19 protein-coding genes and 2 tRNA genes are annotated in these 17456 nt (G+C 70.4%); 14 read left to right on the forward strand and 7 right to left on the reverse strand.

Annotated features, from left to right (window positions below):
- Positions 1–11 precede the first annotated feature (11 nt).
- The 7 genes from ACFWBY_RS34025 (at position 12) to serS (ending at position 6053) form a co-directional block, all read left to right on the forward strand.
- Complete coding sequence (locus ACFWBY_RS34025; protein ID WP_385337239.1) at positions 12–563, forward strand: hypothetical protein; 552 nt, start codon at positions 12–14, stop codon at positions 561–563.
- On the forward strand, positions 560–1150 hold the full coding sequence (locus tag ACFWBY_RS34030; protein WP_385337242.1) for a flavin reductase family protein: 591 nt from the start codon (positions 560–562) through the stop codon (positions 1148–1150). The genes ACFWBY_RS34025 and ACFWBY_RS34030 overlap by 4 nt, the downstream gene beginning before the upstream one ends.
- Positions 1147–2133: a VlmB-like protein gene (locus ACFWBY_RS34035; protein WP_385337245.1), complete on the forward strand. Its 987-nt coding sequence runs from the start codon at positions 1147–1149 to the stop codon at positions 2131–2133. The genes ACFWBY_RS34030 and ACFWBY_RS34035 overlap by 4 nt, the downstream gene beginning before the upstream one ends.
- Positions 2130–3158, forward strand: coding sequence for a beta-ketoacyl-ACP synthase III (locus ACFWBY_RS34040; RefSeq protein ID WP_385337248.1), 1029 nt, complete (start codon positions 2130–2132; stop codon positions 3156–3158). The genes ACFWBY_RS34035 and ACFWBY_RS34040 overlap by 4 nt, the downstream gene beginning before the upstream one ends.
- A 78-nt stretch (positions 3159–3236) precedes the next feature.
- Positions 3237–3467, forward strand: coding sequence for an acyl carrier protein (locus ACFWBY_RS34045; RefSeq protein ID WP_385337250.1), 231 nt, complete (start codon positions 3237–3239; stop codon positions 3465–3467).
- Positions 3467–4687 (forward strand): beta-ketoacyl-[acyl-carrier-protein] synthase family protein, encoded by a 1221-nt coding sequence (locus ACFWBY_RS34050; protein WP_385337252.1) that lies wholly within the window; start codon positions 3467–3469, stop codon positions 4685–4687. The genes ACFWBY_RS34045 and ACFWBY_RS34050 overlap by 1 nt, the downstream gene beginning before the upstream one ends.
- A gap of 79 nt (positions 4688–4766) precedes the next feature.
- Positions 4767–6053 carry a serine--tRNA ligase gene (gene serS / locus ACFWBY_RS34055; protein WP_385337254.1) on the forward strand — a complete coding sequence of 429 codons (1287 nt, stop codon included), beginning with the start codon at positions 4767–4769 and terminating at the stop codon, positions 6051–6053.
- A 104-nt stretch (positions 6054–6157) separates the two neighbouring features.
- Here serS and ACFWBY_RS34060 read toward each other — a convergent pair whose 3' ends face one another.
- From ACFWBY_RS34060 to ACFWBY_RS34070, 3 genes are all read right to left on the reverse strand, one after another.
- Entirely contained in the window at positions 6158–6919 is a 762-nt protein-coding gene (locus ACFWBY_RS34060; RefSeq protein WP_385337256.1) for a BTAD domain-containing putative transcriptional regulator, read from the reverse strand.
- 407 nt (positions 6920–7326) lie between these two features.
- A complete protein-coding gene (locus ACFWBY_RS34065; RefSeq protein WP_385337259.1) occupies positions 7327–7809 on the reverse strand; it encodes a hypothetical protein in 483 nt (160 codons plus the stop codon).
- Positions 7810–7897: 88 nt separating this feature from the next.
- Positions 7898–9496, reverse strand: a complete 1599-nt coding sequence (locus tag ACFWBY_RS34070) for a DHA2 family efflux MFS transporter permease subunit (RefSeq protein ID WP_385337261.1) — start codon at positions 9494–9496, stop codon at positions 7898–7900.
- 174 nt (positions 9497–9670) lie between these two features.
- Here ACFWBY_RS34070 and ACFWBY_RS34075 point away from each other — a divergent pair, with 174 nt between their 5' ends.
- Entirely contained in the window at positions 9671–10303 is a 633-nt protein-coding gene (locus tag ACFWBY_RS34075) for a TetR/AcrR family transcriptional regulator (protein WP_385337264.1), read from the forward strand.
- A 142-nt stretch (positions 10304–10445) separates the two neighbouring features.
- Here the strand turns inward: ACFWBY_RS34075 and ACFWBY_RS34080 are convergent.
- Both ACFWBY_RS34080 and ACFWBY_RS34085 read right to left on the reverse strand, forming a co-directional pair.
- Positions 10446–10539 (reverse strand) — tRNA-OTHER (locus ACFWBY_RS34080).
- A 30-nt stretch (positions 10540–10569) separates the two neighbouring features.
- Positions 10570–10665: transfer RNA gene (locus ACFWBY_RS34085), tRNA-OTHER, on the reverse strand.
- A gap of 176 nt (positions 10666–10841) precedes the next feature.
- Between ACFWBY_RS34085 and ACFWBY_RS34090 the strand changes: the two genes are divergently transcribed.
- The 6 genes from ACFWBY_RS34090 (at position 10842) to fabI (ending at position 16335) form a co-directional block, all read left to right on the forward strand.
- Complete coding sequence (locus tag ACFWBY_RS34090; protein WP_385337266.1) at positions 10842–11837, forward strand: DUF2156 domain-containing protein; 996 nt, start codon at positions 10842–10844, stop codon at positions 11835–11837.
- Between the two features lie 84 nt (positions 11838–11921).
- On the forward strand, positions 11922–12083 hold the full coding sequence (locus tag ACFWBY_RS34095; RefSeq protein ID WP_385337269.1) for a hypothetical protein: 162 nt from the start codon (positions 11922–11924) through the stop codon (positions 12081–12083).
- Between the two features lie 278 nt (positions 12084–12361).
- Positions 12362–13507 carry an acyl-CoA desaturase gene (locus ACFWBY_RS34100; RefSeq protein WP_385337272.1) on the forward strand — a complete coding sequence of 382 codons (1146 nt, stop codon included), beginning with the start codon at positions 12362–12364 and terminating at the stop codon, positions 13505–13507.
- Positions 13508–13660: 153 nt separating this feature from the next.
- On the forward strand, positions 13661–15079 hold the full coding sequence (locus tag ACFWBY_RS34105; RefSeq protein ID WP_385337275.1) for an MFS transporter: 1419 nt from the start codon (positions 13661–13663) through the stop codon (positions 15077–15079).
- Positions 15080–15137: 58 nt separating this feature from the next.
- Entirely contained in the window at positions 15138–15443 is a 306-nt protein-coding gene (fdxA, locus tag ACFWBY_RS34110; protein ID WP_385337277.1) for a ferredoxin, read from the forward strand.
- Between the two features lie 130 nt (positions 15444–15573).
- Entirely contained in the window at positions 15574–16335 is a 762-nt protein-coding gene (fabI, locus tag ACFWBY_RS34115) for an enoyl-ACP reductase FabI (protein WP_385337280.1), read from the forward strand.
- A gap of 114 nt (positions 16336–16449) precedes the next feature.
- Here fabI and ACFWBY_RS34120 read toward each other — a convergent pair whose 3' ends face one another.
- The gene (locus tag ACFWBY_RS34120) at positions 16450–17085 is read right to left on the reverse strand and encodes a VOC family protein (RefSeq protein WP_327280807.1); all 636 of its coding nucleotides are present in this window, start codon (positions 17083–17085) and stop codon (positions 16450–16452) included.
- A gap of 89 nt (positions 17086–17174) precedes the next feature.
- Positions 17175–17306: a hypothetical protein gene (locus tag ACFWBY_RS34125; protein WP_267824546.1), complete on the reverse strand. Its 132-nt coding sequence runs from the start codon at positions 17304–17306 to the stop codon at positions 17175–17177.
- Between the last annotated feature and the right edge of the window lie 150 nt (positions 17307–17456).

Consider the following 17456-nt stretch of genomic DNA (forward strand, 5'->3'; position numbering starts at 1 on the left):
GGAGCTGAACCGTGGATCAGGCCAACCCGTTCGAGACCCCGCGCACCTACTCGCTCCACCGGGCCGAGTACCTCGTCGCCCTGGCCGTCACCACCGGTCTGATCATCGCCCACCTGGGCGACATCCGATGGGTGCCGGCCGTCCTGCTGTTCTTCTACATCGACCTGATCGGGTACCTCCCCGGCGCCATCGCCTTCCGGCGCAGCGGCGGCCGCCCGATATCCAAGACGTACTACGTGCTCTACAACGTGATGCACAGCCTGATCACCCAGGCGGCGGTCGCGGCCTTGTGGTGCTGGCTGATCGGGCCGGAGTGGGCGCTGCTGGTGATCCCCTTCCACCTCTTCGGTGACCGGGGCCTCTTCGGCAACTTCATGAAGTCCTTCGCCCTGCCCTTCGAGCCGGTGCGCCAGCCCGGCTACCTGAGCCTCCTGGACGACCTGGGCCTCAAGCACCCCAAGCCCGTGGGCCACGTCTCGGACCCCGCGCCCGTCGGACACGTCCCCGCCGCGCGGACGACGGCCGCCGCAAGCGAGCGCGTCCGTCAGGAGGCGACGCGATGAGCACCGCGCTCCGCCCGCGCACCGGGCTGCCGGCCGGGCACCGCAGTCCCGACGGACGCCTGCGCCGGCGCCGGGCCCTGTACCACCTCACCGCCCCGGTGGCCGTGCTGACCGTCAGCCACGGAGGCGTCCTGCACGGGACCACCGTGAGCACCGTGACCACCGTGTCCCGGGAACCGCTGCTGCTGGGCACCTGCCTCAGGAGCGGGTCGCAGTTCGCCGCACTGGCCGCGGCGGCGGGCCGCTACGCGGTCAACGTCCTCACCGGGGCGCAGGCCGATCTGGCCCGGTACTTCGCCGACAGCTCGCGCCCCGGCGGGGCGGAGCAGTTCGCAGGCCTGGGATGGGAGTCCGACCCGTACGCCCACGCGCCCCTCCTCGACGGCGCGCTGGCCCACTACACCTGCCGGCTCTACGGCTCGACCCCGCTGGGCGACCACGAGGTACTGATCGGCCACGTGACGCACGCCGCCGTCGGTGACGGCGACCCCCTGCTCAGTTACGCCGGCGGGCTGTTCAGCGGCCCGCCCACCCCCGTCCGGGACCCCGGGCCGGGCAGTCACACCAGGAAGGAGACCACGTCATGACCGAGTCCGTGGCGCCAGAGGCCGACTGGGACAAGGCACCCGGCCTGCTCGACGGAGCGAAAGAACTGACCCTCGGTCCCGAGGAGTGCGACCTCTCCTACTGGTTCACCTCCGTGGCCCAGGGGACCCTGCGGGACCGCGGCGACACCGGCCACCACGCGGACGCCGTCGTTCCCGACTTCCTCAAGGAGCCCGGCCCGCTGAGGGACGCCCTCACCCTGGAGTTCGGCTTCCGCGCCCTGTCCGAGGAGATGGCCACCCGGATCCTGGGGCGCTACGTCACCATCGCGCCGGGCATACCGGAGATGGAGTTCTACGCGACCCAGCTCATCGACGAGGCCCGTCACGCCCGGGTGTTCCGCAACCACCTCGTCGAACTCGGTCACCCCGCCGGCAGCCTGCTGCGGGACGTGGACGAGATGGCCGCCGACTACCGGCGCCGGGTCCTGGAGCCGGTGAAGGAGTTCACCGACGAGATCGTGACCGGGCAGTCGGACTTCATCGGCGGGGTCGCCGTGTTCGCCATCGTCATCGAGGGCGTACTGGCCCCCGCGGCCGAGCTGAGCGAGCGCAAGTGGACCCCGCTGTCGCCCGCCACCGGGGAGATCTCCCGCGGCACCGCCATCGACGAGATCCGGCACCTGACCGTGGCCAGCACGATCCTGCGCGACCACGTCGTCAAGCACCCCGAGTACGAGCCGAGGCTGCTGGAGATCCTGCGTGCGGGCGTCCGGCTCTGGGACGAACTCCCCGACCGCGAGTACGTCCTGCCCCGCGAGGAGATGTTCCAGAAGGGCATGCGGGAGCACGCCGACCTGATCGGCGACTACGAGCTGTGGCCCGGCGTGCGCATGCTGGACACCACCCCCGAGCAGCGCTACGACATGGCCGAGCAGTGGACCGACGAGATGGCCGAGGCCCGCATGGCCTACATGGGCCTGCCCGTCGACGTCCTGGCCTCCGGGCAGGAGAGCACGGGATGACCACCGCCACGCGGCAGGCACCCGAGGGGCGCACGGCGGTCATCGCGGGCATCGGGTCGTACGTGCCGCCGGACGTGGTGACCAACGAGGACCTGACCCGCCGGCTCGACACCACGGACGAGTGGATCCGCAGCCGCACCGGAATCGCCACCCGCCACGTGGTCTCCGTCGGCACCGCCACCTCCGACCTGGCCGTCGAGGCCGGGCAGCGGGCCCTGAAGTCCGCGGGCAGCGCCGACGTCGACGCGGTGGTGCTCGCCACCACGACACCGGACCACTCGTGCCCCGCCACCGCACCGGCCGTGGCCGCCCGTCTCGGTCTGACCGGCGTGCCGGCCTTCGACGTGGCGGCCGTGTGCACCGGCTTCCTCTACGGCCTGGCCTCCGCCTCCGGACTGATCGCGGCGGGCATCGCGGACCGGGTGCTGCTAGTGGCCGCCGATGCCTTCACCACCATCATCGACCCCGACGACCGCACCACCGCCGTGATCTTCGCGGACGGGGCGGGCGCCGTCGTACTGCGCGCCGGACACCCGGACGAGCCCGGGGCGATAGGGCCCCTGGTCCTGGGCAGCGACGGCAGTCTCGCGGACCTCATCGAAGTGCCGGCAGGCGGCTCGCGGCAGCGTTCCTCGGGGCACAGCGCCCCCCTCGAGGACCACTACTTCCGGATGCGGGGGCGGGACACCTACCGCCACGCGGTGGAACGGATGACCGCGGCCTCCCTGGAGGCGGTCCGGCGCCGCGGATGGACCATGGCCGAGGTCGACCGGTTCGCCGCGCACCAGGCCAACGCCCGCATCCTCACCGCGGTCTCGGACCGGCTGGAGATCCCGGGCGAGCGGCAGCTGTCCAACATCGAGCACGTCGGCAACACCGGCGGCGCCTCGATCCCGCTGCTGCTGTCCCAGGCGGCGCAGGACGGCCGCCTGGCCGCCGGACACAAGGTCCTCCTCACCGCGTTCGGCGGCGGCCTGGCCTGGGGGGCGACAGCCCTGCACTGGCCCGAGCTCACTCCGTTCTGAGGAACCGCCGCCGCCCCGCGGCCCCGTACGACGCAGCGACATCCACGCGCACTCCTGCGCACGACCGAAGGAACCATCATGTTCGAGCAGTTCAAGAGCCTCCTCGTCGACAAGCTGAAGGTCTCGCCCGAGCTCATCACGCCCGAAGCCACGCGGGAGGAGATCGAACTCGACTCCCTGGCCGTCGTGGAGCTGTCCCTCATGCTGGAATCCGAGCTGGGCCTCACCATCAGCGACGACGAGCTGCTGGAAGCGCCCACCGTCGGCGACATGGTGGCGCTCATGGAGCAGCGGGGCGCGAAGATCTGATGGCGGGCATCGATGTTGCCGTCACCGGTCTCGGCCTCGTCACCCCCGCGGGCATCGGGGTGGGGCCGAGCTGGGCGACGGTCCGCTCAGGGCGCTCCACGGCCGCCTTCGACCCGGTGCTGGAGTCGAACCCGGTCAAGATCTCGTGCCGCGTTCCCGGGTTCGACGCCGATGCCCTGCTGGGAGCCAGGCGCGCCCTGCGCCTCGATCCGTTCGTACAGTTCGCGCTGGTCGCCGCCCGTGAGGCGCTGGCCGACGCGGGGCTGGATCCGAAGACCTGGGACGGCGCCCGGGTCGGTGTGGTGCTGGGCAACGGTGACGGGGGACCCACCACGGTGGAAGCCCAGCACCGGGTGCTGCTCGAGCAGGGCGCCGGCCGGGTCTCCCCGCTCCTGCTGCCCATGCAGCTGCCCAACATGCTCGCCGGCCAGGCGGCCATCGAGTTCGGGGCGACCGGCCCCAACCTCGTCGTGGCCACGGCGTGCGCGTCCGGCACGACGGCGGTGGGCGTCGCCCGCGACCTCCTCGCCCTCGACCGCTGCGACGTGGTCCTGACCGGCGGCAGCGAGGCCCTGATCACGCCCCTGGCGATGGCGGGCTTCGCGCAGATGGGCGCCCTGTCCCAGCGCGAGGACGACCCCGCCTCCGCCTCGCGTCCCTTCGACGCGGACCGGGACGGGTTCGTCGCCGGTGAGGGCGCCGGCGTGCTGGTCCTCGAGAGGCTCGCGGACGCCCGCGCCCGCGGTGCCCGGGTCCGGGCGCGCGTGGTGGGTTACGGGGCGTCCGCCGACGCCCACCACATGACCTCGCCCCATCCGACGGGCGCCGGGATCGAGTCGGCCGTGCGCGCCGCCCTGCGTGACGCGGGGGCCGGACGGGGAGACGTGCAGCACGTCAACGCCCACGGCACCTCGACCCCTCTGAACGACCTGGCCGAGGCCGCCATGCTGAAGCGGACCCTGACCGGGGACCCGCTGGTCACCTCCACCAAGGGCGTGACGGGTCACCTCTTGGGAGCCGCGGGGGCCGTGGAGGCCGTCTTCACCGTCCTGTCGGTGGAACGGGGGCTCGTACCGCCCACCGCCAACCTGACCACCCTGGACCCCCGCATGGACATCAAGGTCGCCGAGACCGAGATGGCCGTGCCCATCGACCTGGCGCTGAGCAATTCCTGCGGCTTCGGCGGGCAGAACGCCGTTCTGGCCATCGCCGCCGCCTGACCGCCGACGCCGTCCGGGGCAGCCGATCCGACGCCGGGTCGGCTGCCCTCCCGTACCCCTGGAAACCAAGGAGAGTGCCGTGCACGACGCACGCGAGCTCATCGCGCTCGGACCCGAGGCCGTACGGCAACTGGCGCGGCGCAACCACCCCCTCGACCTCGACGCCTTGGAGGCGGCCGCCCGTCGGCGGACGGCCGCCGAAGAACAGGTGAGCCGGCTGCGGGCACAGCTGAAGGCCGCGGCGCGCACGGGCAAGGGCGCCCGTACGGGTGCCCCGAGCGAGGAGGAACGCGCGGCGGCACGCGCCCTGCGCGATCGCGTGCAGGACGCCGAGACCGAGGCGCGGGCGGCGGGCGCCGAGCTGAGCCAGTGGCTTCGGACGATCCCCAACCTGCCGCTGGACCACGTACCCGACGGCCGGTCCGAGAAGGAGGCCGTGGAGATCCGCCGGGGCGGGCCTGCCGTGGCCGCCGCCGGCGGCGTGCCCCACCACGCGGACATCGGCGAGCGCCTCGGAATCTTCGACGCCGCGCGCTCCACGCGTCTGTCGGGCGCCCGGTTCCACGTCGGCCGCGGGGCGGGAGCCCGCTTGGAGCGCGCGCTCGCCGCCTTCCTGCTCGACCTGCACACCGAGGAGCACGGCTACACCGAGTACTCCGTCCCCTTCCTCGTCAACCGCGAGACCATGACGGGCACCGGTCAGCTGCCGAAGTTCGAGGAGGACCTCTTCGCCACGCGGGTCGGCGACCGCGAGCTCTTCCTCATCCCGACCGCCGAGGTACCCCTGACGAACCTCGTCGCCGGGGAGGTGCTCACCTCCGCCGAGCTGCCGCTCGCCTTCACCGCCCACACCCCGTGCTTCCGTTCCGAGGCCGGCTCCTACGGCCGCGACACCCGCGGCCTGCTGCGGCTGCACCAGTTCGAGAAGGTGGAACTGGTGCGCGTCTGCGCGCCGCAGGACGCCCGGGCCCAGTTCGACCTGATGGTCGGACACGTCGAGAAGTGCCTGCAGAAGCTCGAACTGTCCTACCGCGTGATGCTGCTCCCCGCGGGCGACATGGGCTTCTCCGCACGGATGACCTACGACCTCGAGGTGTGGCTGCCGGGCAGCGGGGCCTTCCGGGAGATCTCCTCCGTCTCGGACTGCGGCGCCTTCCAGGCCCGCCGGGCGGGCATCCGCCACCGTTCCGGGACCGGGCGCAGCGTTCCCGCCGCGACGCTCAACGGGTCCGCCCTGCCCATAGGCCGCACGGTGGCGGCCCTCCTCGAACAGGGCGCGCGGCCCGACGGAAGCGTGGTCCTGCCGGACGCCCTCGTCCCCTACACGGGCTTCCGGACGATCCTGCCCGGAGGGCGCACCGCCTGAGGCGCGGCGACGTGTCGGGCCCATCCGCCGGTTGGAGCGGCGGATGGGCCCGACGCGTACCCGCCTACGCGCGTACGGGCGGCGGCGTCACGGCGAGGGGCTGCTCACGCGGGCTGGAGCATCGCGGCGGCGCTCATCAGGGTGAGGGAGGGATCGTGGGACAGGATGGCGTGTTCCACGCTGCGCAGTGAGGGAGAGGGCAGCACGCCGATCTCCTCGGAGAGGCGCTGCCACATGCGCCGGTAGGTGTCGAGCGCGTCGGCCTGGCGGCCGGAACGGTACAGGGCGATCATGAGCTGCTCGCAGAACCGCTCGCGCAGGGGATTGCTGATGTGGGCGTCGTAGAGCTCGGCGAGGATGTTCGCGTGGTGCCCGGCACTGAGCTCGGCGTCGAACAGCAGCTCCCGGGCACGCAACCGGTGTTCTTCGTACAGGGCGCTGGTGAGCCGGCACACCGAGCCGCCGGGCAGGGACCCGAAGACGGGACCGCGCCACATGGACAGAGCGGAGCGCAGCAGGCCGGCCGCCTCGGCGGGGTGGGCGCCGACGACCGCCTCGGCACGGCGGACCTTGCGCAGGAACTGGGCGGCGTCGAGCTCGTCTTCGTCCACGGCGAGGCGGTAGCCGGACGGGTGCATGGTCAGACGTGATGCGGAGCGCTCGGGCTCCATGGTTTTCAGACGGCGCCGCAGGCGGCTGACGTGTGCCTGCAGGGCGTTGACCTGGTTGTCGGGGGCTGATTCCCCCCACATCTCATCGATGAGCGTTTCGCCGGATACGGCCTGACCCTCGCTGACCAGGAGAACCTGGACGAGCGTGCGCTGCAGATCTCCGGGGATCTCGACCTGACCCGCTCCGGTGTGCACCTCTAACGCCCCGAGAATCGAAAAATTCAGCACATCGTGCTCCCTTGCCATGTATTCGGTGGAAATGAATACGGACGTGGTCTCACATGGAGACTGGTTGGCGTGGAGGCGCGAAACCGGCCGCGGTCATCAATCACGCGGATGGCCGAAAACGACCTGTGCATACGCTTCCCCCGTAGCCGTCGGATGGCTAATTTTCGACAGTGCTGCCGTTGTGCAAGTGGCACCACAGCCATTTGACGTAAACCGATCCTGTCACATTGAACATTCATACTGAAAGTATTTCATCTCACATAATCTGGGCTCCCCTCCGAGGAATTTTACGAACCGCGCGCGGCAAAGCCCGGCCGTGGGGAACGGCCGGGCGCCGGCTCGGAAGCCGGCAGCCGACAGGGGTTTCCAGGTGTCTACCCGATCTGCGCGCGCGCCCAGGAACGCAGGGCCGCCGTGTGCCCGGGGATGTGCTCCTGGGCGCGCATCCGGATCAGGTCGCCCCATTTCAGGTCGTCGTCGAAGACCACGGCTCCCTCACGGTTGACCAGGCAGGCCCGTACGGTCGCTCCCGCCGCCTCGTCAGGACTGAGGCCCAGCAGGTCGATCAGCTCCATCGCGTTGCGGCGCACCATCTCCGCCCGCTCCCTATGGGTCGTCGAACAGATGATCCGACCGATCTCGGACTTCGACATGGCCTGGGCGTTGTCCAGGCGGGCCTCCCGACTGGCGAGAACAGCACGTCCCGCACCGGCCAGGGCCCGATCGCTCAACGCGATGTGGGCCAGCGTCCAGTCGACTTGCGCGCGATCGGACTCGGCCAGCGGCGAGTCGTCGGCAATGCACTCAGCCGCGGCGAGCAGTTCCTGGTAGGCGCGAAAGAGTTCTTTGGTTTCCACGGGGGCTCCGGTGAGAGGTACGGGTGCCGCGAGCGCGCGTCGAGGGTGAGCGGCGCGGGAGCTCGCTGCGGTGCGTTGACTGCCGCGGTCACACCGAGGCGGCGCGCGGGGCGTCAACCGCCGGCGCGGGGGCGGCTGCCGCCGCAGCCGCGGCCCTGGCCGCCGCCATCTTCTTGCGGCCGGGCAGGATCACGAGTGCCAACAGGCCTCCGATGATGGTCCCGACGGCGGCCGCGGTGAAGCCGATCTGCAGTCCGTCCGTGAAGATCGGGGCCACCGCGTCCCGCACCGGGCCCCGGGCATCGGCCGGCAGCCCGGCGATGACGCTCAGGTCGCCGGAGGACAGGACGTCCACCGCCTCGCTGCGCGCCGCCGGATCCAGGGCCACGCCCTTCAGCGCGTCCGGAACCGCGTCCCGCAGGTGCTGGATCAGCAGGGTGCCGGTCAGGGCCACGCCGAACACGCTGCCGACCTGGCGGAAGGTGTTGGAGACACCCGAGGCGGTACCGGCCTGCTCCGGGCGGACGGAGGAGAGCAGCGCGACGGTCGCCGGCGCCCCTACGAGGGAGACACCCGCGCCGAGCAGCGCCATCGCCCACCAGTAGGAGCCGAATCCGCTGCCGGGCTCCAGCTGGGCGAGCTCGAAGAGGCCGACGGCGCTGGCCACCGAGCCGATGAGGATCGGGAGCTTCGGGCCGAACTTGGCGGCGACCACGCTGGCGATGTACGAGAACACCATGATCGACACGTTGAGGGCCAGGAACCGGACGCCGGCCGCGGTGGTCGACAGGCCGTTGACCTGCTGGAGGTAGAAGGTCAGCAGGAAGATGCTGCCGTACAGGCCGAACAGGCCGAGGAAGTTGACCGCACCCGCGACGACGAGGACCGGGCTGCGGAACAGGTTCATCGGCAGCATCGGGTCCTGCCGGCGCAGCTCCCAGGCGACGAACGCGGCCAGGGCGAAGAGCGCGACACCGAAGGATCCGAGGATGAGCGAGTCGCTCCAGCCCCGGGCGCTGGCCTCGATCAGGCCGTAGACGAGGCTGGCCATGGCCACGATGAACAGGATCTGCCCGAGGACGTCGGCGCGACGGCGGGTGGGTGCCTTGCTCTCCGTCAGCTTGCCGGAGAGGACGGCCAGGGCGACCACGCCGAAGGGCAGGTTGACCCAGAAGATGGACTGCCAGCCGAACGCGTCCACCAGTACGCCACCGAGCACCGGGCCCGCCGCGAGGGCGAGTCCGCCGATGCCGGCCCAGATGCCGATGGCACGGGCCCGTGCGGCGGGCACGGGGTAGGTGGTGGACACGAGGGCCAGCGAGACCGGGATCATGATGGACCCCGCGGCACCCTGCAGCACGCGGGCGACCAGCAGGAACTCGTAGTTCGGCGCGACCGCGCACAGGACGGACGCGGCGAGGAAGCCCACGAGACCGCCGAGGAAGATGCGCTTGCGTCCGAAGATGTCGCCCAGCGTGCCCGCCGTGAGCAGGAGGCAGGCGACGACGAGCGCGTAGGCGTTGATGACCCACTGGAGCTGGGTCATGTCCGCCGAGAGGTCCTGCTGGATCTCGGGCAGCGCCACGTTCACGATCGTCGAGTCGAGGTACACCATGAAGATGCCGATGCAGATGAAGGTCAGCAGGAGACCTTTGCCTCGACTGGCTTCCGGAGTCGTACTTGTCATGCCGTCCTCACGTTCATACGGGGTGCGGAGGGAGGCCCGCCGCACGGTGGGCAGCGGGGGGCCCTAGGGCCGGGGCATGACAAACGCTAACTGACCGACGGTCGGTCCGGCAAGCGACCGGCGGTCGGTCATGTAGCCTCGGCGTATACACAACAAGCCTGGAGGGCTGCAGAGATGGCTCAGACCGCGACCCCGAAAAAGCGAAAGCGCGTCGTCAAGACCGCCGAGGCGCGCAGGGCCGACATCCTGAAGGCCGGCCGCGAGGTCTTCGGCACGACCGGGTTCGCCGACGCCACCATCGCGGACATCACCACGGCCGCGGGCATGGGCAAGGGCAGCTTCTACATGTACTTCGAGACCAAGGACCACGTCCTCGGCGCCCTCTGGGAGGAGTACGTCAACGCGTTCTACGACACCACCGAGGAGATCCTCGCGCGGGGGGAAGCCTGGTGGCCCACGATGGACGAGTTGCTGCGAAGGCTCCTCGACCACGCCATCGAGAACGCGGAGCTGCACCGGCTGGTCTACGGATCGGCGAACGCCAAGGCGCTGGAACTGTGCAAGGAGTCCAACGCCCGCGTCGTGAACCTGATCTGCGACTTCGTCAGGCGCGGCGCGGTCGCCGGGGCCTTTCGCAGCGCCGACCCCGAGTGGGCGTTCCGCATGGTCTACCACGCCGCCGACGGCCTGCTGGACGACCTGATCGCCGGCGGGGAGCCCATCGACTCCGCGGCGATCAGCCGCAGCGTCCTCGAAATGGCGCACCGGACGCTCGGCGACCCGGACCTGGCCTCGGCGGGCTACTGATCCCCGGGCGGGGCTGCCGCGTCGGCGGGCGGTCCCCCCGCGCACCCACGCAAATGATCCGCCCTGGCAGACCTGCTGAGCAGGCCTGCCAGGGCGGATCACACGACCAGGGAGCGGGGGGCACTCCCTGGAGACCGACACGCGGAGAGGGCAGGATTCGAACCTGCGCGGGTCCGTAGAACCCGACCTTCGAGCCGCAGCTCAGGTCCCCGATAAACCACTCCGGGCACCTCTCCCAGACCGCCCGCTCGCGCGGGCCGGTTTCGCGGAGAGGGCAGGATTCGAACCTGCGCGGGTCCAAAATGAACCCGACCTTCGAGCCGAAGCTCAGGTCCCCGATAAACCACTCCGGGCACCTCTCCCAGACCTGCCCGGTGTTGCCCGGGCCGTTCCGAGAACAACAATGGCAGACACCCCTGATACGGGTCTGACATGGGACTGACGTGCCTCCGACATCCCGCGATAACCCCCTTTCGGTGCCGAGCGGTCCGATGCTCTAATTCCATCGGCCCAGTCCCACCGAGAGGGAGCGCGAAACGTGTCCGTGATCGAAACGGACAGCCCGGTATTCCGGGCCGTCCAGAAGCACACCCAAGCCGGTAATCCCAGTTCGTTTCTCGCGCTGAACGAAGGCAACGAAACATTCCGCGTCCCCGAAATCGACGGGGTGATCTCCTACCGGCGGGCGGGCCGGTACGCCGTCCAGTTCGGCGGACCCTTCGCCGAGCAGACCTCGTACGACGCACTCCTCGAACGATTCACCGCGTACGTCCACGACGAGGGCCTCAGCCTCGTCGGCGTACAGCTCCAGCGCGCGGACGCCGAGGCCTACGCCCGCCAGGGCTTCACGGTCAATCAGATCGGGGCCTCCTGGGCAGTGCGCATACCGGACCTCACCCTGCGCGGCACCCGCTTCATGCAGTTGCGCAACAAGGTCTCCCGAGCGCACCGCAACGGCCTGGAGATCCAGGAGGTCCAGGCCTCGCAGTGGCAGGACGGCCTGGAGAGGATCGACCGTGCCTGGCTCGGGGCGAAGGGCGAAGGCGCGCGCCCCCTGGAGTTCCTGGTGGGCCAGATCGGCGGCGCGATGCAGGCGCACCGCCGGCTCTTCGTCGGGACCATCGACGGCGCACCCGTCGCGTACATCTCCTACTCGCCCGTGTACGGCTCGCGCGCCGGCTGGATGCACGACCTGAGCCGGCGCGTCCCGGACGGCTCTCCCGGGCTGATGGAGGCGATCAACGCCCACGCGCTCGAGGTGTTCCGGGGCGAGGGGGTGGAGTGGCTGCACTTCGGCTTCACGCCCTTCACGGGTCTGGACGCGGGCCACGAGGTCGCCGGCCACAGTCCGGCGTTCCAGTGGCTGATGCACTTCCTGTGGGCCGAGGGCTCGGCCCTCTACCCCGCGCAGACCCAGCTGGCCTACAAGCAGAAGTGGGCCGCCGACGTCCTCATCCCCGAGTACGTCGCCTTCGAGAGCCAGGCCTCGCTGGCAGGGTTCGCCCACATCTTCCGCGTCAGCAACGCCTTCTGAGCATCCGCGCATCCGTGCACCCGCGCATCCGTGGAAGCACGTCACCAGCACGTTCCCCCGCATGTCGCCCCCGAAAGGAAGACCGTGTCCTACGCCTCTCTCAGTACCGACCAGCTCCGACAGTCGATGGTCGAGCACCTCATGCGGATCATGGGATGCCCCGACGACGAGACGCTGGCGCGCGACGCCGACTCCATCCTGCTGACTCTGGACGACCGCCTGGCCCACGAGGCGACGGCGGCCTGAATCGCGCCGCCCCCTGCCCCGCCCGCGCCCTCGCCGCCGCCCTCGCCATCGCCCCAGTCAGCCGGGTATCAGAACCGCATCAGCGCGGTAGGCCAGGCTGGGTGGCACGCCGGCTCGGAACCAGGCGCAACGCACCGCACTGCCACGGCACAAGTGCGGGCAAGGCCACGAAGCCACCTTGTGGCTCCTGCCTCCCACCCCGCGCAGCCTCCTGATCGTGGGACGGCTGCCGTGCCACCGCCTCACCACCGGGCACATCAGCCCAAGGAGTGCACCGTATGTCATCGCCGCACGTCCCCTCCCAGAACGGCGTGGTCGAGTCCCTCGACGCACGCCGTGCGACTCCCGCTCCGGCTCCTGCTGCGGCTGCGGCTCCTGCCGCACCGACCGCAGGAGCCTCCGCGACGTTCTCCGAGCTCTTGAAGCGGGTGAAGGCCGAGGGCCTGCTGGACTTCGACCCGCGCTACTACACGGGCCGCCTGGCCCTCAACACCCTGCTCCTGGCGGCCGGCTTCACGGCGTTCTTCCTGCTCGGCGACTCCTGGTGGCAGCTGGTCGTGGCCGCGTGGATGGGCCTGTGCGGGACGCAGAGCGCCTACATGTTCCACGACGCCGGCCACAAGGCGATGTTCCGCGACAAGCGGGTCGCCACCGCCGTCGGCTACATCCACGCCAACCTGATCAACGGGTCGAGCTACGGGTGGTGGGTCAACCACCACAACCGGCACCACAGCAACCCCAACCACCTGGACATGGACCCCGACATCGGACGTCGCACCGCGATATTCGACCTCAAGCAGTACGCCAGCCGCCGGGGAATCAAGCGCTTCATCGTCCGATACCAGAGCGTCCTGTTCTTCGTCCTGCTGGTCCTCGAATCCCTCAAGATGAGCAAGACCGCCATCAAGGTGATCGCCCAGGGCCAGACCAAGCGCCCGGTGCTCGAGGCCTCGCTCATCCTGCTGCGTGCGGCGATCTACCTGACGCTGGTCTTCACCGTGCTCTCCCCGCTGCTCGCCGTCGTCTTCATCGTCGTCCAGCAGTTCGTCCAGGGCCTCTACTTCGGAATGATCTTCGCCCCGAACCACAAGGGCATGGAGATCCGCGACGGCGAGGAGGAGACCTTGGACTGGCTGGAGCGCCAGGTGCTCACCTCGCGCAACATCCGTCCTTCCCGGCTCATCGACTTCATGTACGGCGGTCTGAACTACCAGGTCGAGCACCACCTCTTCCCCTCGATGGCGCAGAAGAACCTGCCCCGTGCCCGGGAGCTGACCCGCGAGTACTGCGCGGAGCGGGGCGTCCCTTACCACGAGGTGGGCTTCTGGGCCTCGTACCGCGAGGTGGCCGGCTTCCTCCACGAGGTGAGCGCACCCGTGCGCCGGGGCGAGGTCGAGCAGACCCTGGACCGGCGCGCGGCCTGACCCGCGCGGCCTGACCCGCGCCGCAGAGCGCGTACCTCCGGACGGACCGGTCGGCGACCTCGGCCCGAGGCGGGCGGGTCGCCGACCTGCCGTGGTCGTCACGACACGGCGAAGAAGAAGCGAAAGCAGCCCAGACGAGGAGTCCTCCCCCCGATGCTTGAGACTGCCGCGCCACCGAAGAGCAGCGCGGACGGAGCCGCCTCGGCGGCGATCGGCGAGCGGCTGGACCGCATGCCGATCACCTCCACGCACCGTCAGCTCACCGCCGTGGTCGGGATCGGCCTGCTGTTCGACACGTTCGAGAACAACCTCGCCGGCACGATCTCCAAAGTCCTCCAGAACGACTTCGCCTTCAACGGCACGACCCTGAAACTCGTCCTGGCCTCCGCCTTCGTCGGACAGTTCATCGGCTCGCTGGCGCTCGGCAGGGTCGCGGACCGGTACGGCCGGCGCCGGGCGTTCCTGATCAACCTCGCCCTCTACTCGGGCTTCTCGCTGCTGGCGGCCTTCTCACCCAACGCGGTGTGGCTCATCGCGGCACGGTTCCTGGCCGGCATCGGCATCGGAGCCGAGCAGACGCTCTCCGACTGCTACCTCGCGGACGTCCTCCCGGCGTCGAAGCGGGGGCGGTACACGGCGTGGGCCTACACGCTCGCCTTCTGCGGGGTGCCGGCCGTCGGGTTCGCGGCACTGTGGCTCGTACCCCTGAGCCCGCTCGGCATCGACGGATGGCGCTGGCTGTTCATCCTGGGCTCCCTGGGCTCGGCCGTGGTCTGGATCCTGCGCCGCCGGCTGATCGAGTCGCCGCGATGGCTCGCGGCGAACGGCCGCCTGGAAGAGGCCGAAGTGCTGGTCGCGCGGATGGAATCGGAGTCCGTGGGCCCAGTCGCCCGCCGCCCGCTCCAGGGCCCGACGGCGACCGCACCCGTATCGGCATCCGCGTCCGTGGGCGCCCCCACCGAGCAGCGGCCGCGCCTGCGGACCATCTTCACCAAGCGCTACCGCCGCCGCACGACGATGCTGTGGATCTTCAGCGTCCTCTCCGTCTTCGGCTACTACGGCTTCGGCGCACTGGCCCCGCAGATCCTGGCGGCCAAGGGCTACGGCGTGGTGACCGGTCTGGGCTTCATCGCCCTCTCCTTCCTGGGCTACCCCATCGGATCCGCCCTCTCGCTGCCCGTCATCGACCGGTACGAGCGCAAGACCCTGGTGGCCGTCGTCGCCGCGGCCATGGTGGCGACGGGCATGGGCTTCGCCTACGCCGACTCCGCGGTGCTCGTCGTCGCGTTCGGGTTCGGCTACACGCTCTGCAGCAACGTCTTCTCCAACGTCTCGCACGTGTACCTGGCGGAGCAGTACCCCACCGCCTTCCGGGCGACCGCTTCGGGAGCGGCGTACTCCCTGTCGAAGCTCAGTGCCGCCGCGCTGCCCTTCGTCCTGCTGCCGGTCCTCGACGCGTACGGCCCCGGCATGCTCTTCCTGGTCATCGCCGCGGCCATGGCACTGCTCGCGGCGACGGTCCTGATCCTGGGAGACCGGACCACCGGGGCCTCGGTGGACAAGGAGCGGTGACGAGCTCCGGCCCGCCCCGTCCGCCCCGCCCGCCCCTCCAAGCCGCAAAGGAAACTCCATGACGTTCGTGGTCGGCCAGCCCTGCGTCGACGTGAAGGACAAGTCCTGCGTCGAGGAATGCCCGGTGGACTGCATCTACGAGGGCACGCGCGCCCTGTACATCCACCCCGACGAATGCGTGGACTGCGGGGCGTGCGAACCGGTCTGCCCGGTCGAGGCGATCTTCTACGAGGACGACGTGCCGGAGCAGTGGCGGAGCGCGAACGCGGACTTCTTCACCACCCTCGGATCCCCCGGGGGCGCCGCTTCACTGCGGGAAGTCCCGGACGACCCGCCCCTGGTGGCCGCACTGCGGACGGGGTGATGCGGACTGACGGACACCGGCCCGGCAGACACCGGCCCGGCAGAACCCTCACGCCGGGGGCTTGGAACGGGCTCCCGGCTCACGCAACGAAGCCGCCCGGCGCCCGGGTGGCGGATCGGTAGGGATGATCATGAGCGGCATACTCGACGGCAAGCGCATCCTCGTCACCGGAATGCTGACCGAGCAGTCCATCGCCTTTCACGCGGCCAAGGTCGCGCAGGAGGAGGGCGCGGAGGTCATCCTCACGGGATTCGGCCGTCTGACCCTGGTCGAACGCACCGCCCGGCTGCTGCCCAAGGCCGCCCCGGTCATCGAGCTGGACGTGACGTCCCCGGAGCAACTGGCCGGCCTTGCCGCCCGGATCGGCGAGCACACCCCGACCCTCGACGGCATCGTGCACTCGGTCGCCTTCGGGCCCAAGGGCGTCTTCGACTTCCTCGCCGCGGACTGGGAGGACGTGGCCACCGCCGTCCACGTGTCGGCGTTCTCCTACAAAGCCCTCGTCACGGCCTGCCTGCCCCTCATGCGGCCGGGCGCCTCGGTGGTCGGCCTGACCTTCGACGCCGGCGTCACCTGGCCCCACTACGACTGGATGGGCGTGGCCAAGGCGGCCCTGGAATCCACCAACCGCTACCTCGCCCGCGACCTGGGCGACCGGAACATCCGCTGCAACCTCATCGCGGCCGGCCCGCTCCTGTCGATGGCGGCCAAGTCCATCCCGGGCTTCGGCGACCTGGCCGAAGTATGGGAGAAGCGCTCGGCCCTCTCCTGGAACCTCAAGGACCCGGAGCCGGCCGGCCGCGGCGTCGTCGGCCTGCTGTCCGACTTCTTCCCGCAGACCACCGGGGAGATCGTCCATGTCGACGGCGGCGTACACATGATGGGCGCCTGAAAGTGCCCGTGAGACGGCATGGCCCGCACCTGCAATTCTTCGGTTCCTCCGGAAAGAGACGGCCTTGGCCAGGAGACCCCCGCCGGCTGCCCCCGCGGGGCAGTCGGGCCCTGGTCAGATCGTGACCGGGCCGTGGGCGGTGGCGAACTCGACCGAGACCAGGCCCGGTTCCTCATCCTCGACCCAGGTGACGTCGATCTGGTCGAGGGGGTGGTCGGCCGGTTCGCCGAGGAATTCGGCGATGGAGGCGGCGTCGCCGGCGATGGAGACCCCGTGGATGGTGGTGGAGGTGCGCGGGTCGGCGCTCGGGCGCTCCTCGATGGGGACCGACCACTGAAGGAAATAGGGCAGTTGCGGGTCCTCCAGCAGTTCCAGCAGGCCGATCTGCTTCCACCTCAGGTCGAACCCGTCGGGGCGGACGCGGTGGCCTTCGGCCGAGGTGCGGCCGAGGCGGGCCTCGACGGGGGTGATGTCGTCGACGGAGACCACCCAACCGAGCCAGCCGCCGCCCTCGGCGGCGCGGCGCGCGACCGCCTGGCCGAAGGGTGCGCGGTCGGCGGCGGGGTGGTCGAGTGTGGTGACGACCTCGACGTAGGTGCCGCCGCTCAGCGGGAGAATAAAATTGCGGGTGCCGAATCGCGGGTGCACGCCCCCGTCGACGAACCCGGCGCCGAGGGCCGATCCGATCCACTGGACGGTCGAGACGAAGCTGTCGCGGGCCACCGCATAGGACACGTGATCAAGTCGCACTGTGCCATCATCACCCGACAACCCGTACAAATCCCGACGCCACGCCCGCCGCCCCGGCCGCGTCCGCCCCGGCTGCATCCGCCGTGGATTCAGCCGTGGAGCGGATCGATCATCGTCATCCCGGCGGGGGAGGCCCGGTCGAAGCCAGGCAGCAGCGCTGCCGCCTCGTCGAGGCCCACGACCCGCTCGATCAGCCGCTGCGGGGCGAGCGCTGCTGCCACAGGATTTCGATCCGGCATGCAGCACCATGCGCACCGCACTTCCAAGAGACAGGCTCTAAAGGTTGTTGCAGAAGGGTGGGTGTGGGCAGGTCGATGTGTGGTCTGGGCTGCTCTTTCACCGAGCCATGGCGAGGTTGTGCATGGTGGCGA

It is taken from the genome of Streptomyces sp. NPDC060049 (assembly GCF_042736715.1).
Classification (GTDB): domain Bacteria; phylum Actinomycetota; class Actinomycetes; order Streptomycetales; family Streptomycetaceae; genus Streptomyces.

Bases quoted from the DNA above. Each gene is read 5' to 3' on its own strand.
- ACFWBY_RS34030 (WP_385337242.1), top strand. From the start codon at position 560: ATGAGCACCGCGCTCCGCCCGCGCACCGGGCTGCCGGCCGGGCACCGC.
- ACFWBY_RS34035 (WP_385337245.1), top strand. From the start codon at position 1,147: ATGACCGAGTCCGTGGCGCCAGAGGCCGACTGGGACAAGGCACCCGGC.
- ACFWBY_RS34040 (WP_385337248.1), top strand. From the start codon at position 2,130: ATGACCACCGCCACGCGGCAGGCACCCGAGGGGCGCACGGCGGTCATC.
- ACFWBY_RS34045 (WP_385337250.1), top strand. From the start codon at position 3,237: ATGTTCGAGCAGTTCAAGAGCCTCCTCGTCGACAAGCTGAAGGTCTCG.
- ACFWBY_RS34050 (WP_385337252.1), top strand. From the start codon at position 3,467: ATGGCGGGCATCGATGTTGCCGTCACCGGTCTCGGCCTCGTCACCCCC.
- ACFWBY_RS34070 (WP_385337261.1), bottom strand. From the start codon at position 9,496: ATGACAAGTACGACTCCGGAAGCCAGTCGAGGCAAAGGTCTCCTGCTG.
- ACFWBY_RS34075 (WP_385337264.1), top strand. From the start codon at position 9,671: ATGGCTCAGACCGCGACCCCGAAAAAGCGAAAGCGCGTCGTCAAGACC.
- ACFWBY_RS34100 (WP_385337272.1), top strand. From the start codon at position 12,362: ATGTCATCGCCGCACGTCCCCTCCCAGAACGGCGTGGTCGAGTCCCTC.
- ACFWBY_RS34105 (WP_385337275.1), top strand. From the start codon at position 13,661: ATGCTTGAGACTGCCGCGCCACCGAAGAGCAGCGCGGACGGAGCCGCC.
- fdxA (WP_385337277.1), top strand. From the start codon at position 15,138: ATGACGTTCGTGGTCGGCCAGCCCTGCGTCGACGTGAAGGACAAGTCC.
- fabI (WP_385337280.1), top strand. From the start codon at position 15,574: ATGAGCGGCATACTCGACGGCAAGCGCATCCTCGTCACCGGAATGCTG.